We start from the raw sequence: 15,052 nt of genomic DNA on the forward strand, positions 1-15,052 counted from the left end.
CTTCCTCCTGCTAGCGCGTCATTCGCGCCAGTACGTTTTCTATGTTTTCCAGCGCATCGCGGCAGCGTTTAAGTCTGGTGCTAAACACCTCCACTTCCCGCGCGAGCCGTTGCTGATCTTCAAGCGTTGTGGCTTGCGCAAGTTGCCGTCGACGCTGCTGTGTCATCTCTAGCAGCCGCCGCTCATAATCCTGATGTTGCAGGCGTTTTCTCTGCCAGCGTGTCAATGCGGGGGAGCCATTATCCCAGCCGCGTAGCTGCCAGGCGGCGCTTTCGCGGGCGATGGCTTCCAGTTGGGCGACCAGATGTTCCGCCAGCCACTGGACTTGCTCGAATTGCTGTTGTGCGACGGCATGACGCAACGCTTGCAGATTGCCTCGTGCTTCTTCCACACAGGCCTGCAAAAATGAGCTGCGAGTGCGAAATAACTGTCTGTCAAAACGAGCACCGAGCGTGGCATGAAAGGCCACTGGCGCAATGTCGGCTTCCAGCCTTGAAAGTTGGGTCTCCAGCGATTGCAGTAACAGGTCTGTTCTCATCTTTTTCTCCAGCGATTTCACGCATGCCTGTGCTACATTTGCCGTTCGGTTTGATAACCCTTATCACGATGAAACGGACTATTCTAAACATCATTGGCTGGCTGGCGGTAGTGTTAGGCACGTTGGGTGTGTTTTTGCCGCTGTTGCCGACGACGCCCTTCATCCTGCTGGCGGCCTGGTGCTTTGCCCGGTCGTCGCCTCGTTTTCATGCCTGGCTGCTTTATCGTTCCTGGTTTGGCGGTTATTTACGCCACTGGCAGCAGCATAAAGCGATGCCGCCGGGGGCAAAGCCGCGCGCCATCGCAATGATTCTTATCACTTTCGCGTTTTCCCTGTGGATGGTGAAGATCCTGTGGGTGCGCATTCTGCTGCTGGTTATCCTGGCCTGCCTGCTGATTTTTATGTGGCGAATTCCCGTGGTTGATGCAAAACAACAAAAAGAATAATGGTCGCAATGGTTATTGCATTTATCGATGACTGCCAGTACATTCTGGCGTTTTCGAGCACGGGTGCAATGGGTTAAAAGTTAATCAAATGTAACTTTGAACTAAAGTAAAATGCGCCTTGTGAGTTACACCGTTTTAATCAGGCATACACCTATGACCGCAACTGCACAGCAGCTTGAATTTCTGAAAAACAGCATCAAAAGCATCCAGGATTATCCGAAGCCAGGCATCCTTTTCCGTGATGTCACCAGCTTACTGGAAGACCCGAAAGCCTATGCGCTCAGCATTGAACTGCTGACGGAGCGTTTCAAAAACGCTGGGATCACCAAAGTGGTGGGAACTGAGGCACGTGGTTTCCTGTTTGGTGCTCCGGTTGCGCTGGCGCTGGAAGTAGGTTTTGTGCCAGTGCGTAAACCGCGCAAACTGCCACGCGAAACCATCGCGGAGAGCTACGAACTGGAATACGGCACCGATCAGCTGGAAATCCACGTTGATGCCATCAAACCAGGCGACAAAGTGCTGGTGGTGGACGATCTGCTGGCGACCGGCGGCACCATCGAAGCAACCGTGAAGCTGATTCGTCGTCTGGGCGGTGAAGTCACCGACGCGGCGTTCATCATCAATCTGTTCGATCTGGGTGGTGAGCAGCGCCTGGAAAACCAGGGCATTAATTGCTATAGCCTGGTCCCGTTCCCGGGTCATTGATCCGCACCTCCACAGCCTCGCCCAACGGGTGAGGCTGTGGAAGGTTTTAACAAAGAAGGAAAAAGCGTGTTTTTTCCTTCTTTGTGGTTAGCAGCCGAAAATCAATAAATTGATTTTCCTGGATTTTCATGTTGAGAACGCCTTCGAGGCTGGCGCTAATCTAGGGTTTATTCGCAGTTTGTGATAGCATTACCCTCCTGTATTCCACCTTCCAGCGTTTCAGAGCCTGCCAATGAGTTATCAGGTCTTAGCCCGAAAATGGCGACCACAAACCTTTGCTGACGTCGTCGGTCAGGAACATGTGCTGACCGCACTGGCGAACGGCCTGACGTCCGGTCGACTCCATCATGCGTATCTCTTTTCCGGCACGCGCGGCGTCGGTAAAACCTCCATTGCCCGTTTGCTGGCAAAGGGGCTGAACTGCGAAAGCGGCATCACCGCCACCCCTTGTGGCGTTTGCGATAACTGCCGTGAAATCGAACAGGGCCGTTTTGTCGATCTGATTGAGATCGACGCCGCCTCGCGCACCAAAGTTGAAGACACCCGTGACCTGCTGGACAACGTTCAGTACGCGCCCGCGCGTGGCCGCTTCAAGGTCTATTTGATAGATGAAGTGCACATGCTCTCGCGTCACAGCTTTAACGCGCTGTTGAAAACGCTGGAAGAGCCGCCCTCACACGTGAAATTCCTGCTGGCGACCACCGATCCGCAAAAGCTGCCGGTGACTATCCTGTCGCGTTGCCTGCAATTTCACCTCAAAGCGCTCGATGTCGATCAGATTCGCGATCAGCTCGAACACATTCTGGCGGAAGAGAAGATTGCCGCTGAGCCGCGTGCGCTTCAGCTTATCGCCCGTGCGGCGGATGGCAGCCTGCGTGATGCGCTGAGCCTGACCGATCAGGCGATTGCCAGCGGTGACGGCCAGCTGAGCGCCGCCAGCGTCAGCACCATGCTGGGCACGCTGGATGACGATCAGGCGCTGTCGCTGATTGAAGCGCTGGTGGCCGCCAATGGCGAGCAGGTGATGACGCTGATCCACGAAGCGGCTGCCCGTGGTATCGAATGGGAAGCCCTGCTGGTCGAGATGCAAAGTTTGCTGCACCGCATTGCGATGGTGCAGCTTTCGCCTTCTGCCCTCGGCAGCGACATGGCGATTGTCGAGCACCGCATGCGCGAACTGGCTCGCACCGTGCCGCCTGCTGATATTCAGCTTTACTACCAGACGTTGCTGATTGGCCGCAAAGAACTGCCTTACGCGCCAGATCGTCGGATGGGCATTGAAATGACGCTGCTGCGTGCGCTGGCGTTCCATCCTCGCAAGCCGCTGCCGGAGCCAGAGGTGCAGCCTCAATCGTTCGCGCCCGTTACGCCAACGGCGGTGATGCACCCAACGCAAGTGCCGCAACAACAGGCACCGGCTGCGCCCGCATATCAGAACGAAGCATTGCCGGATTCCACCAGCCAGGTGCTGGCGGCCCGCAATCAGCTGCAACGCGCTCAGGGAGCACCCAAAGCAAAAAAGAATGAGCCGGCCACCGCATCCCGCGCGCGGCCGGTGAACAGTGCTGCGCTCGAGAGACTGGCCTCGGTGACGGAACGCGTGCAGGCGCGCCCGGCAGCGTCTGCGCTTGAAGCTCAACGTCCGCAGAAAAAAGAAGCCTACCGCTGGAAAGCGACCACCCTCACTGAAGAGGTGAAGGAAGAGGTCGCCACGCCGAAAGCGCTGAAAAAAGCGCTGGAGCATGAGAAAACGCCAGAGCTGGCGGCTAAGCTGGCGGTTGAAGCCGTTGAGCGTGACAGTTGGGCGGCTGAAGTCAGCCAGATGAAATTGCCTAAACTGGTAGAGCAGGTGGCGTTAAATGCGTGGAAAGAGCAGAACGGAGCGGCAATTTGTCTGCATCTGCGTCCCTCGCAACGACACCTGAACAATGCCGGAGCGCTCAAGACGCTGACCGAAGCGCTGAGCGAATTAAGCGGTTCTCCGGTTGAACTGACCCTCGTGGAAGATGATAATCCGGCGGTACGTACGCCGCTGGAGTGGCGTCAGGCCATTTATGAAGAGAAGCTCGCACAGGCGCGTGAGGCGATTGTGGCAGATAACAACATCCAGACCCTGCGCCGATTCTTTGATGCGGATCTGGATGAAGAAAGTATACGACCCATTTGACTGTAAGCCCGGCTTGCGGTTGAACCTTTAACATGACTGACTGAGAGATAAGCCTATGTTTGGTGGAAAAGGCGGTCTGGGTAACCTGATGAAACAGGCCCAGCAGATGCAAGAAAAAATGCAAAAAGCCCAGGAAGAGATCGCTCAACTGGAAGTGACCGGTGAGTCTGGCGCTGGCCTGGTAAAAGTCACCATCAATGGGGCGCACAACTGCCGCCGCGTTGAGATTGACCCAAGCCTGATGGAAGACGACAAAGAGATGCTGGAAGACCTGGTCGCTGCGGCGTTCAACGATGCGGCTCGCCGTATTGAAGAAACCCAGAAAGAGAAAATGGCGTCTGTCTCCTCCGGGATGCAACTGCCACCAGGCTTTAAGATGCCGTTCTGATAACGGTCAAAGGGCGACAGCGATGTCGCCCTTTTTGTTTTTAGTTCTCCACCAACGCCTCATAACGCTCAGCCAGAAAATCAATCAACGCCCGAACCGCAGGCAATTGTCCGCGTCGTGAGGGATAGACGATATGGATGATTTCCTGCTTTGCCCGCCACTCGGGCAGCAACTGAACGAGTTTCCCTTCTTTAAGCTGTTCATCCAGCATCAATAACGGCAACTGGACCACGCCAACGCCCGCGACGGCGGCGGTTCTCAGGGCAATCATATCGGTGGTGATAAAGCGCGGCTGATGATGAATTGTCGCTTCCTGCTGTTCAGGCCCAATCAAAAACCAACGATAGTGGTTCTGAGCGTGAGCCCGCGCCAGGCTTGGCCAGTGTTGCAAATCGGCTGGGGAAGAGGGCAGGCCAAATTGAGCGACCAAACTCGGGCTAGCCACCAGACACATATTACGTGTCGCCAATTTGCGCATCACCAGGTCACTGTCTTCCAGCGGCAGAGGACGCACGCGGATCGCCAGATCGATGTTTTCGTTCACGACGTCCACGCGGCGGTTGGTTTCTTCGAGCTGCACCGTCACGTGCGGGAACTTGAGCATGAACTGCGCCAGCATCTCACCAATATGGACATGCAACAGCGCGACAGGGCAGGTCAGGCGAATCAAGCCACAGGGCTCGGCGTGCAGGGTTTCCATCGCTTCTTGCGCGGCTTCTGCTTCGATGATCATCGCTTTGCAGTGGCGATAGAACAGCTGCCCGGCGTCCGTGACCGTAAAGCTCCGTGTTGAGCGCTGTAGCAAGCGAGTCCCCAGCCGTTCTTCCAGCAGTGCAATGCGGCGGCTGAGGCGAGATTTCGGTATCCCAATCGCCCGGCTAGCCGGGGAAAACCCTCCTTGTTCTACCACCTGCGCGAAATACCACAAATCGTTGAGATCCTGCATAACCTTTGTCCTGTTTGTAGAACACTGTGTTCATTTTGGCAGTCTACCGCAATCACTGTCTTGCCGATAAGCTTTATCCCATCGCATGACATTGCACAGGAGAGAAACATGAAATCGATTCTTGGCGTTTACTCAGCCCCGAAATCGCATTGGGTGGGTGACGGGTTCCCGGTGCGTTCCCTGTTTTCCTACGCAAAATTCGCGCAGCAGCTCAGCCCGTTTTTGCTGCTGGACTATGCAGGGCCCGCTGAATTCAAACCGAGCAACAAAGGCCAGCGTGGCGTGGATGTGCATCCTCATCGTGGATTTGAAACCGTCACCATTGTCTATAAAGGCGAAGTCGCACACCGTGATTCCAGCGGAGGCGGTGGTGTTATCGGGCCGGGTGACGTGCAATGGATGACGGCGGGCAGCGGAATTCTGCATGAAGAGTTTCACTCTCCCGCGTTCAGCGAAAAAGGCGGCACGCTGGAAATGGTGCAGCTCTGGGTGAACCTTCCGGCGAAGGCGAAAAACACGCCGCCTGCGTATCAGCCGATCACGGATGCGGATATTCCGCAGGTGACACTGCCTGATAGTGCAGGCCTGGCGCGAGTGATTGCTGGCGAACTGGACGGCCACAAAGGCCCAGCCAACACCTTTTCGCCGATGCAAATTCTCGATTTACGCCTGAACGCGCAGGGCGTGACGCATCTGCACCTTCAGGATGGCTGGAATACCGCGCTGGTGGTGCTCAAAGGCACTGTCATGGTGAATGGCGAAGAGGTTGCGCGGGAAGCGCAACTGGTGGTGCTGGATGCCAAAGGCGAGGGCGTGGCGCTTGAAGCCAACAATGATGCCGTGGTGCTGGTGCTCAGCGGCGAACCGCTGAATGAGCCAGTGGAAGGTTACGGGCCGTTCGTCATGAACACTCGTGAAGAAATAAACCAGGCCATTGACGATTTCAACCAAGGGCGATTTGGCCAGTCGGTGGCGTAAACGTGAACGGCTGCCAGGGAGGTAGCCGTTTATTTTCAACAGAAACGGAGAATTGAATCATGAACCCTGCAAATTTTAACGGACAAAAACCGATGATTGACGCCAGCGACGCGGTGTTGTTGCTGATTGATCATCAAAGCGGCCTGTTCCAGTTGGTGCACGATATGCCAATGACCACGCTGCGTACCCACGCCACTGTACTGGCGAAAATGGCGACACTGGCTGAAATCCCTGTCGTGACCACGGCCTCCGTCCCGCAAGGGCCGAATGGGCCGCTGATCCCGGAAATTCATCAGTACGCGCCGCATGCGCAGTACGTTCCACGTAAGGGGGAAATCAACGCCTGGGATAACCCGGAATTTGTCGCTGCCGTGAAGGCGACCGGGCGTAAAACACTCATTATTGCCGGTACGGTTACCAGTGTTTGCATGGCGTTCCCGGCCATCAGCGCGGCAGCAGAAGGCTATAAAGTTTTCGCTGTCATCGATGCCTCTGGCACTTACTCCAAAATGGCGCAGGAAATTACGCTGGCGCGGGTGATGCAGGCCGGTGTGGTGCCGCTGGATATGGCTGCGGTAGTGGCGGAAATTCAGCACACCTGGAAGCGAGAAGACGCGCTCGACTGGGCGAATTTGTGGACCGGCGTGTTCACCGAATATTCCTTACTGATTGAAAGCTACCAGAAAGCTCAGGATGTGGTGACGCATCAGGAACAACTGGATTCTCAACGCGCTTGAGGGTGTCCCTCTGCACGGGTGACGGTGCAGAGGGATCTTTTTCTATGCCCGCCGCCGGGGCTAATGTTAGGCTATGGCCCACTCTTTTTTCAGAAGTCTGAGCGATGCAAACCAGTCCTTTACTTACCACCCTCATGGAAGCGTTACGCTGCCTGCCGGGCGTTGGCCCGAAATCCGCGCAGCGTATGGCGTTCACTCTGTTACAACGCGATCGCAGCGGCGGAATGCGCCTGGCGCAGGCGTTGACCCGTGCAATGTCAGAGATTGGTCACTGTGCCGATTGCCGGACGTTTACCGAGCAGGATGTGTGCAACATCTGTTCGAACCCGCGTCGTCAGGAAAATGGACAGATTTGTGTGGTAGAGAGCCCGGCGGACATCTACGCCATCGAGCAAACAGGGCAGTTTTCTGGTCGCTACTTTGTGCTGATGGGCCACTTGTCTCCGCTCGACGGCATTGGGCCGGACGATATCGGTCTCGACAGGCTGGAGCAGCGCTTAAGCAGCGAACAAATGAAAGAAGTTATCCTCGCCACCAACCCAACGGTAGAAGGCGAAGCAACGGCGAACTACATCGCTGAACTGTGTGGTCAGTATGGCGTTGAGGCCAGCCGCATCGCGCACGGCGTGCCGGTTGGCGGCGAGCTGGAAATGGTGGATGGCACCACGTTGTCTCACTCCCTTGCCGGCCGTCACAAGATTAAATTCTGAACAAACGGAGGCGCTTCTTCTCGCCTCCGCTTGAAATCATCCTCGCCGAGCCTCATATCTCCCTCAACGCTTTTTTACACTGTAAACATTGGCATTGAGGAATTTTCCCTATGAAAGGACAAGAAACCCGTGGTTTCCAGTCAGAAGTGAAACAGCTTCTGCACCTGATGATCCATTCTCTCTATTCGAATAAAGAAATTTTCCTGCGTGAACTGATTTCCAACGCCTCCGATGCGGCGGATAAGCTGCGTTTTCGCGCGCTCTCTGACGCCAGCCTCTATGAAGGCGATGGCGACCTGCGCGTGCGCGTCTCTTTTGATAAAGAAAACCGCACGCTGACCATCGCCGATAACGGCATTGGGATGAACCGTGATGACGTTATCGACCATCTCGGCACCATCGCCAAATCAGGCACCAAAGCCTTCCTGCAGTCCATGGGCTCTGATCAGGCGAAAGACAGCCAGTTGATTGGTCAGTTTGGTGTGGGCTTCTACTCTGCGTTTATCGTGGCCGACAAAGTCACCGTACGTACCCGTGCGGCGGGCGACAGCGCAGAGAACGGCGTGTTCTGGGAATCCCACGGTGAAGGCGAATACACCGTAGCGGACATCACCAAAGCCGATCGCGGGACCGAAATCACTCTGCACCTGCGTGAAGGCGAAGATGATTTCCTCAACGACTGGCGCGTACGCTCGATCATCAGCAAATACTCCGACCACATCGCGCTGCCGGTAGAGATTGAAACTCAGGAAGAAAAAGACGGCGAAACCATCGTCTCCTGGGAGAAAATCAACAAGGCGCAGGCGCTGTGGACCCGCAACAAAGCGGAAATCAAAGACGAAGAGTACAACGAGTTCTACAAGCATATCGCGCACGACTTTACCGACCCGCTGGCGTGGAGCCACAACCGCGTGGAAGGTAAGCAGGAATACACCAGCCTGCTGTATATCCCGGCGCAGGCACCGTGGGACATGTGGAACCGTGACCATAAACACGGCCTGAAACTGTACGTCCAGCGCGTGTTCATTATGGATGAAGCGGAGCAGTTCATGCCGAACTACCTGCGCTTTGTCCGTGGCCTGATTGACTCCAACGATCTGCCGCTGAACGTTTCCCGTGAAATCCTGCAGGACAGCAGCGTGACCCGCAATCTGCGTAACGCACTGAGCAAACGTGCCCTGCAGATGCTGGAAAAACTGGCGAAAGACGACGCGGAAAAATACCAGACCTTCTGGAAACAGTTCGGCCTGGTGCTGAAAGAAGGCCCGGCAGAAGACAGCGCTAACCAGCAGGCGATCGCCAAACTGCTTCGCTTTGCTTCTACTCACACCGATTCTTCGGCGCAGACTGTCTCTCTGGAAGAGTATGTGTCTCGCATGAAGGAAGGGCAGGAGAAGATTTACTACATCACCGCCGACAGCTATGCCGCTGCGAAGAGCAGCCCGCATCTGGAATTGCTGCGCAAGAAAGGCATCGAAGTGCTGCTGCTTTCTGACCGCATTGATGAGTGGATGATGAGCTACCTGACCGAGTTCGACGGCAAGCCGTTCCAGTCCGTGGCGAAGGCAGATGAGTCGCTGGATAAGCTGGCGGATGAAGTGGACGAGTCCACCAAAGAAGCCGAGAAGGCACTGACGCCGTTCATCGAGCGCGTGAAAACCCTGCTGGGTGAGCGTGTGAAAGAAGTCCGTCTGACGCACCGTCTGACCGATACGCCAGCCATCGTGACCACCGAAGCGGACGAAATGAGCACCCAGATGGCGAAACTGTTCGCCGCTGCGGGCCAGAGCGTCCCGGAAGTGAAGTACATCTTTGAACTGAACCCGGATCATGCGCTGGTGAAACGTGCGGCGGATGTGCAGGACGAAACGCAATTCGGCGAATGGGTCGAGCTGCTGCTGGATCAGGCGCTGCTGGCAGAGCGCGGCACGCTGGAAGATCCGAACCTGTTTATCAAGCGTATGAACCAGCTGTTGGTGTCGTAATCACGTAACCCTCACCCCGGCCCTCTCTCTGAAAGGGAGAGGGAGCAAATCATACCCTCGCCCCTCCGGGGAGCTGTCTCTTATACACAAGTCTGTATCATGTTGTTTTATAAAAAGATTGTTTTTTGAATGTATGTATGTAGCTCAAAAAAAATTCCTTTAAAAACAACCTGCTGTATTTCTCAGATCGCGGCAATAAAGCCGCAATCTGAGATGTGTATAAGAGACAGCCGGGGAGAGGGTTAGGGTGAGGGGCAACCACTCCGCCGCCAAAATTATTCCCCCCATTAACCGTTTCAGCCGTCCCGCCTTCCTTGAGCGAGCCGCCGTCTGGTGGTATCGTTTAGCGCTTTTGAAAAATTGAACCAACATTTGAGGGGATTTTCGCGATGCGTATTATTCTGCTTGGCGCTCCGGGCGCGGGTAAAGGAACTCAGGCGCAGTTCATTATGGAGAAGTACGGTATTCCGCAAATCTCCACCGGTGACATGCTGCGTGCTGCAGTCAAATCTGGCTCCGAGCTGGGCAAACAGGCGAAAGACATCATGGACGCTGGCAAGCTGGTGACTGATGAGCTGGTGATCGCCCTGGTGAAAGAGCGCATTGCGCAGGAAGATTGCCGTAACGGTTTCCTGCTGGACGGCTTCCCACGCACCATTCCACAGGCTGATGCCATGAAAGAAGCGGGCATCAAAGTGGATTACGTGCTGGAGTTCGACGTACCGGACGAACTGATCGTGGATCGTATCGTGGGTCGTCGCGTACACGCGGCTTCTGGCCGTGTGTATCACATCAAATTCAACCCGCCTAAGGTTGAAGGTAAAGATGATGTGACTGGCGAAGAGCTGACCACCCGTAAAGACGATCAGGAAGAAACCGTGCGTAAGCGCCTGGTGGAATACCATCAGATGACCGCGCCGCTGATCGGCTACTACTCCAAAGAAGCGCAGGCTGGCAATACGAAGTATGCCAAAGTTGACGGCACTCAGGCCGTGGCTGACGTTCGTGCTGAACTGGCTAAAATCCTCGGTTAATTCCGTGGCAAGTGCCGGGTGGCGCAAGCTTACCCGGCCTACGGTTTTCCACAGGCCTCTTTTGTAGGCCTGCTCGCGCCCCCGCTCACCTTTCGCAGCAATTAGTTCTTCTTTCTCTCTTTTCCGTTACAATTATCAGCCATTTAAACAGTTAAGAGGCGGTAATGCGTCAGACGAAAACCGGCATTCTGTTAGCAAACCTCGGCACGCCCGATGCACCCACTCCTGCGGCGGTAAGCCGCTATCTGCGCCAGTTCCTGAGCGATAAACGTGTGGTGGATACGCCCCGCTTACTGTGGTGGCCGTTGTTGCGTGGGGTGATTTTGCCGATTCGCTCGCCGCGAGTGGCAAAACTCTATCAATCTGTCTGGATGGATGAAGGCTCTCCGCTGCTGGTTTACAGCCGCCAGCAACAACAGGCGCTGGCAAAGCGTCTGCCGGGCACGCCCGTCGTGTTGGGCATGAGCTATGGCTCGCCTTCACTGGAAAGCGCGGTGGAAGAATTGCTGGCGCAGGATGTGGAACACATTGTCGTGCTGCCGCTTTATCCTCAGTACTCCTGCTCAACGGTAGCTGCCGTGTGGGATGAACTGGCTCGCATTCTCGCCCCTAAACGCCATATTCCGGGCGTTTCGTTTATTCGTGATTACGCCGACGACAGCGACTACATTCAGGCACTGGCGGACAGCGCACGAGCTTCCTTTGCCGAACATGGCGAACCGGATTTACTGCTGCTTTCCTATCATGGCATTCCACAGCGTTACGCTGACGAAGGTGATGATTATCCTCAGCGCTGCCGCGATACCACACGTGAACTGGTGTCCGCGCTGGGTATCTCGCACGATAAAGTGATGATGACGTTCCAGTCACGCTTTGGCCGCGAGCCATGGCTGACGCCGTACACCGATGAAACCCTGAAAATGCTGGGTGAGAAGGGCATGAAACACATTCAGGTGATGTGCCCGGGCTTTGCCGCAGATTGCCTGGAAACCCTCGAAGAGATTGCGGTGCAGAACAAAGAGGTGTTCCTCGAAGCGGGCGGGGAGAAGTACGAATACATCCCGGCGCTGAACGCTCAGCCGCAGCACATCGAGATGATGGTCAACCTGACCGCCCCTTACCGCTGAGTGCACAGAGCAGCGAACAGGCGGGGAATATGCTAGTATTCTTCGCTTGTTCACAGCTACCTGACCGCAACTCATGAAATTTCCCGGTAAACGCAAATCCAGGCACTATTTCCCCGTTAACGCTCGCGATCCCCTCCTGCAACAAATTCAGCCTGTCAATGAGACCAGCGCCTCCTGGGTGGTGGGTATCGATCAGACGCTGGTGGATATCGAAGCCAAAGTTGACGACACCTTTGTGGCGCGTTACGGCCTGAGCAGCGGGCACTCTCTGGTGATTGAGGATGATGTCGCGGATGCGCTTTATCAGGAACTGATGCGCGAAAACCTGATTACCCATCAGTTCGCGGGCGGGACAATCGGCAACACCATGCACAACTATTCCGTGCTGGCCGACGACCGCTCGGTGCTGCTTGGCGTAATGTGCAGCAATATTGAAATCGGTGGCTATGCCTATCGCTATCTGTGCAACACCTCCAGCCGTACTGACCTGAACTACCTGCAAGGCGTTAATGGGCCGATTGGCCGCTGCTTCACGCTTATCAGCGACAACGGCGAGCGCACGTTCGCCATCAGCCCGGGCCACATGAATCAGCTGCGCGCCGACAGTATTCCTGAAGAGGTGATTGCCGGAGCCTCCGCCCTGGTGCTGACGTCCTATCTGGTGCGCTGCAAGCCGGGTGAACCGATGCGCGATGCCACGATGAAAGCGGTGGAATACGCCAAAAAGCATAATGTGCCGGTGGTGCTGACGCTCGGGACTAAATACGTTATCGCGGACAATCCCGCCTGGTGGCAGGACTTCCTCAAAGAGAACGTCTCGATTCTGGCGATGAACGAAGAAGAAGCCGAAGCGCTGACCGGCATTGCCGATCCGCTGCTGGCCTCCGACAAAGCGCTGGATTGGGTTGATCTGGTGCTTTGCACCGCGGGGCCTGTGGGGCTGTATATGGCGGGCTTCACCGAAGATGAGAAAAAACGCGTCACGCAGCATCCGTTGTTGCCGGGCGCAATTGCAGAATTCAACCAGTACGAGTTCAGCCGTGCGATGCGTCACAAAGACTGCAAACAGCCGCTGCGTATCTACTCCCATATCGCGCCATACATGGGCGGCCCGGAGAAGATAATGAACACCAATGGCGCGGGCGATGGCGCTTTAGCGGCGCTGCTGCACGACATCACCGCCAATAACTATCACCGCAGCAATGTGCCGAATTCCAGCAAACACGAGTTCAGCTGGCTGACCTATTCGTCACTGGCGCAGGTGTGTAAGTACGCGAATCGTGTGAGCTATCAGGTGTTGAACCAGCACTCCCCACGCCTGACGCGCGGCCTGCCGGAACGGGAAGACAGTCTGGAAGAGTCTTACTGGGATCGTTGAGTTTCCCCCGGCGGCTCTGTGCTTGCCGCGGATGCGGGCTTTTGTAGGCCTGCTAAGCTAAGCGCCAGCAGGCAATGTTGGATTATGTACCGCGTTTTCCCCCTCTCCCTGACTTTCTCCCCAAAGGAGAGGGAACGAAAAACTCCCCTCGCCCTGTGGGAGAGGGGCTGGGGGAGAGGGCATCAGGCCGCAGAAAGCTTACCCCGTCACCGCTTCTCCAACCGGCGGTTTCTCCAGCAGCGTCAGCATCGTGTTCGCAATCTCTCGCTCGCCCATCACCACCTGATTCGCACCCCGTTCGGTAATGTATTCCACTTCGTCGTCATAGTGTGCGCGGGCGATAATCTCGATATTCGGGCATTTCTCTCTGGCTGAGGCGACAATTTCCCCTGCCTCGTAGCCATTTGGAATCGTCAGCAGCAGCCAGCGTGCGCAATCCAGATGCGCCAGATTCATGATTTCTTCACTGGCCGCATTGCCTAGTACGGCACGAATACCGCATTCTCGCAGCTCATCCACTCGGGTGCGCGAGGTTTCAATCACCACTAATGGAATGCCCTGCGCCATCAGTTTCTCACCGAGCAGGCTGCCGACGCGGCCAAAACCGACCAGCAGCGCATGGTTGCAGATATCCACCGGGATCTGTTTCTCGTCTTCAATCGCTTCTTCGAAGGTTTGCTCGTCGAGGGTTTCGGTTTTATCGAGGTATTTTTCCAGCACCGCGAACAGCACCGGGTTGAGCATAATCGACAGAATAGCCCCGGCCAGCACCAGATTCTGCCCGGCTTGTGGCAGCAGGTTCAGCGCCATGCCAAGTCCGGCGAGGATAAACGCAAATTCACCAATCTGCGCGAGGCTTGCGGCGATGGTCAGAGCGGTACGCTGCGAGTGTCCAAACAGGCGCACCAGAATGAACGCGGCAACAGACTTACCGAAGATAATAATCGCCAGCGTGCCCAACACCGCCAGAGGCTGCTCGATCAGCACCATCGGGTCGAACAACATGCCGACGGACACAAAGAACAGTACCGCAAAGGCATCACGCAGGGGCAGCGTGTCGTGCGCCGCTCGGTGGCTGAGTTCGGATTCGTTCAGCACCATTCCGGCGAAGAACGCGCCGAGAGCAAAGGAAACATCAAACAGTTCGACTGCGCCAAACGCGATGCCCAGCGCCAGCGCTAAAACAGAAAGGGTAAACAGTTCACGTGACCCGGTGGCGGCGCTGCGAGCCAGGATCCACGGTACCAGGCGACGGCCCACCAGCAGCATCACGGCGATAAAGGCAACGACTTTGCCGATGGTCAGGCTCATGTCCAGCGCAAGCGTAGCCAGCCCGACGTCGCCTTGTTCCATCATCCCGGCGACCGCAGGCAGCAGCACCAGCGTCAGCACCATCACCAGATCTTCCACAATCAACCAGCCGATGGCGATTTGCCCTCGCTGGCTGTCTATCAGTTGCCGCTCTTCAAGCGCGCGTAACAGCACCACGGTACTGGCGGTCGAAAGACATAATCCGAACACTACGCCGGTCATCAGCGACCAGCCCAGCATGGACGAAAGCGCCATACCCAGCAGCGTTGCGACCAGAATCTGGGCAATCGCGCCGGGAATGGCGATGGCCTTTACCGCCATCAAATCCTTCAGGGAAAAATGCAGGCCTACGCCGAACATCAGCAGGATGACACCCAGTTCAGCCAGTTCAGGGGCAAGTTTCGTATCGGCAACGAAGCCAGGAGTAAAAGGACCTGAAAGCACACCCGCCAGCAAATAGCCCACCAGAGGCGAAATACGGAGTTTGTTGGCGATCATGCCAAAGATAAAAGCGAGTACCAGCCCGCCGACAATGGTGGTGATTAGCGGTGTTGCGTGATGCATTCCGTCTCCTTTCGTTGCTGCAGGGTCCCCTTTCTGGC

At 56.0% G+C, this 15,052-nt stretch carries 14 protein-coding genes and 1 other annotated feature; of the genes, 11 read left to right on the forward strand and 3 right to left on the reverse strand.

Going from position 1 to position 15,052, the window contains the following annotated elements:
- Positions 1 to 10: 10 nt before the first annotated feature.
- Positions 11 to 538, reverse strand: coding sequence for a primosomal replication protein N'' (priC, locus tag ACLW56_RS07475; protein ID WP_330983161.1), 528 nt, complete (start codon positions 536 to 538; stop codon positions 11 to 13).
- A 68-nt stretch (positions 539 to 606) separates the two neighbouring features.
- Here priC and ACLW56_RS07480 point away from each other — a divergent pair, with 68 nt between their 5' ends.
- The 4 genes from ACLW56_RS07480 to ACLW56_RS07495 all read left to right on the forward strand — a co-directional run bounded on the left by ACLW56_RS07480 (position 607) and on the right by ACLW56_RS07495 (position 4,244).
- A complete protein-coding gene (locus ACLW56_RS07480) occupies positions 607 to 984 on the forward strand; it encodes a DUF454 family protein (RefSeq protein WP_330983162.1) in 378 nt (125 codons plus the stop codon).
- A gap of 153 nt (positions 985 to 1,137) precedes the next feature.
- Positions 1,138 to 1,689 (forward strand): adenine phosphoribosyltransferase, encoded by a 552-nt coding sequence (gene apt / locus ACLW56_RS07485; protein WP_330983163.1) that lies wholly within the window; start codon positions 1,138 to 1,140, stop codon positions 1,687 to 1,689.
- Positions 1,690 to 1,921: 232 nt separating this feature from the next.
- The gene (gene dnaX, locus ACLW56_RS07490) at positions 1,922 to 3,856 is read left to right on the forward strand and encodes a DNA polymerase III subunit gamma/tau (RefSeq protein ID WP_330983164.1); all 1,935 of its coding nucleotides are present in this window, start codon (positions 1,922 to 1,924) and stop codon (positions 3,854 to 3,856) included.
- Positions 3,186 to 3,250 (forward strand) — a sequence feature (DnaX frameshifting element). Its footprint overlaps the gene before it by 65 nt.
- Positions 3,857 to 3,911: 55 nt before the next feature.
- Positions 3,912 to 4,244 carry a YbaB/EbfC family nucleoid-associated protein gene (locus ACLW56_RS07495; RefSeq protein WP_330983165.1) on the forward strand — a complete coding sequence of 111 codons (333 nt, stop codon included), beginning with the start codon at positions 3,912 to 3,914 and terminating at the stop codon, positions 4,242 to 4,244.
- Positions 4,245 to 4,284: 40 nt separating this feature from the next.
- Here ACLW56_RS07495 and ACLW56_RS07500 read toward each other — a convergent pair whose 3' ends face one another.
- On the reverse strand, positions 4,285 to 5,190 hold the full coding sequence (locus tag ACLW56_RS07500) for a LysR family transcriptional regulator (protein WP_330983166.1): 906 nt from the start codon (positions 5,188 to 5,190) through the stop codon (positions 4,285 to 4,287).
- A gap of 108 nt (positions 5,191 to 5,298) precedes the next feature.
- Between ACLW56_RS07500 and ACLW56_RS07505 the strand changes: the two genes are divergently transcribed.
- The 7 genes from ACLW56_RS07505 (at position 5,299) to ACLW56_RS07535 (ending at position 13,139) form a co-directional block, all read left to right on the forward strand.
- Entirely contained in the window at positions 5,299 to 6,168 is an 870-nt protein-coding gene (locus ACLW56_RS07505) for a pirin family protein (protein ID WP_330983167.1), read from the forward strand.
- Positions 6,169 to 6,224: 56 nt separating this feature from the next.
- Positions 6,225 to 6,905 carry an isochorismatase family protein gene (locus ACLW56_RS07510; RefSeq protein WP_330983239.1) on the forward strand — a complete coding sequence of 227 codons (681 nt, stop codon included), beginning with the start codon at positions 6,225 to 6,227 and terminating at the stop codon, positions 6,903 to 6,905.
- Positions 6,906 to 7,009: 104 nt separating this feature from the next.
- Positions 7,010 to 7,615 (forward strand): recombination mediator RecR, encoded by a 606-nt coding sequence (recR, locus tag ACLW56_RS07515; RefSeq protein WP_330983168.1) that lies wholly within the window; start codon positions 7,010 to 7,012, stop codon positions 7,613 to 7,615.
- 110 nt (positions 7,616 to 7,725) lie between these two features.
- Complete coding sequence (gene htpG, locus ACLW56_RS07520) at positions 7,726 to 9,600, forward strand: molecular chaperone HtpG (protein WP_330983169.1); 1,875 nt, start codon at positions 7,726 to 7,728, stop codon at positions 9,598 to 9,600.
- A 389-nt stretch (positions 9,601 to 9,989) separates the two neighbouring features.
- Positions 9,990 to 10,634, forward strand: coding sequence for an adenylate kinase (gene adk, locus ACLW56_RS07525; protein WP_330983170.1), 645 nt, complete (start codon positions 9,990 to 9,992; stop codon positions 10,632 to 10,634).
- Between the two features lie 164 nt (positions 10,635 to 10,798).
- Positions 10,799 to 11,761 (forward strand): ferrochelatase, encoded by a 963-nt coding sequence (hemH, locus tag ACLW56_RS07530; protein ID WP_330983171.1) that lies wholly within the window; start codon positions 10,799 to 10,801, stop codon positions 11,759 to 11,761.
- Between the two features lie 73 nt (positions 11,762 to 11,834).
- A complete protein-coding gene (locus ACLW56_RS07535; RefSeq protein ID WP_330983172.1) occupies positions 11,835 to 13,139 on the forward strand; it encodes an inosine/guanosine kinase in 1,305 nt (434 codons plus the stop codon).
- A gap of 198 nt (positions 13,140 to 13,337) precedes the next feature.
- Here ACLW56_RS07535 and ybaL read toward each other — a convergent pair whose 3' ends face one another.
- Positions 13,338 to 15,014 (reverse strand): YbaL family putative K(+) efflux transporter, encoded by a 1,677-nt coding sequence (gene ybaL / locus ACLW56_RS07540; RefSeq protein WP_330983173.1) that lies wholly within the window; start codon positions 15,012 to 15,014, stop codon positions 13,338 to 13,340.
- Positions 15,015 to 15,052: the final 38 nt, after the last annotated feature.

The organism is Pantoea sp. sgz302252 (assembly GCF_047713085.1).
Classification (GTDB): Bacteria; Pseudomonadota; Gammaproteobacteria; order Enterobacterales; family Enterobacteriaceae; genus Scandinavium.

What these genes read in the sequence shown, in the direction of transcription:
- priC (WP_330983161.1), bottom strand. Translation starts at nt 538, where the DNA reads ATGAGAACAGACCTGTTACTGCAATCGCTGGAGACCCAACTTTCAAGG.
- ACLW56_RS07480 (WP_330983162.1), top strand. Translation starts at nt 607, where the DNA reads ATGAAACGGACTATTCTAAACATCATTGGCTGGCTGGCGGTAGTGTTA.
- apt (WP_330983163.1), top strand. Translation starts at nt 1,138, where the DNA reads ATGACCGCAACTGCACAGCAGCTTGAATTTCTGAAAAACAGCATCAAA.
- dnaX (WP_330983164.1), top strand. Translation starts at nt 1,922, where the DNA reads ATGAGTTATCAGGTCTTAGCCCGAAAATGGCGACCACAAACCTTTGCT.
- ACLW56_RS07495 (WP_330983165.1), top strand. Translation starts at nt 3,912, where the DNA reads ATGTTTGGTGGAAAAGGCGGTCTGGGTAACCTGATGAAACAGGCCCAG.
- ACLW56_RS07500 (WP_330983166.1), bottom strand. Translation starts at nt 5,190, where the DNA reads ATGCAGGATCTCAACGATTTGTGGTATTTCGCGCAGGTGGTAGAACAA.
- ACLW56_RS07505 (WP_330983167.1), top strand. Translation starts at nt 5,299, where the DNA reads ATGAAATCGATTCTTGGCGTTTACTCAGCCCCGAAATCGCATTGGGTG.
- recR (WP_330983168.1), top strand. Translation starts at nt 7,010, where the DNA reads ATGCAAACCAGTCCTTTACTTACCACCCTCATGGAAGCGTTACGCTGC.
- htpG (WP_330983169.1), top strand. Translation starts at nt 7,726, where the DNA reads ATGAAAGGACAAGAAACCCGTGGTTTCCAGTCAGAAGTGAAACAGCTT.
- adk (WP_330983170.1), top strand. Translation starts at nt 9,990, where the DNA reads ATGCGTATTATTCTGCTTGGCGCTCCGGGCGCGGGTAAAGGAACTCAG.
- hemH (WP_330983171.1), top strand. Translation starts at nt 10,799, where the DNA reads ATGCGTCAGACGAAAACCGGCATTCTGTTAGCAAACCTCGGCACGCCC.
- ACLW56_RS07535 (WP_330983172.1), top strand. Translation starts at nt 11,835, where the DNA reads ATGAAATTTCCCGGTAAACGCAAATCCAGGCACTATTTCCCCGTTAAC.
- ybaL (WP_330983173.1), bottom strand. Translation starts at nt 15,014, where the DNA reads ATGCATCACGCAACACCGCTAATCACCACCATTGTCGGCGGGCTGGTA.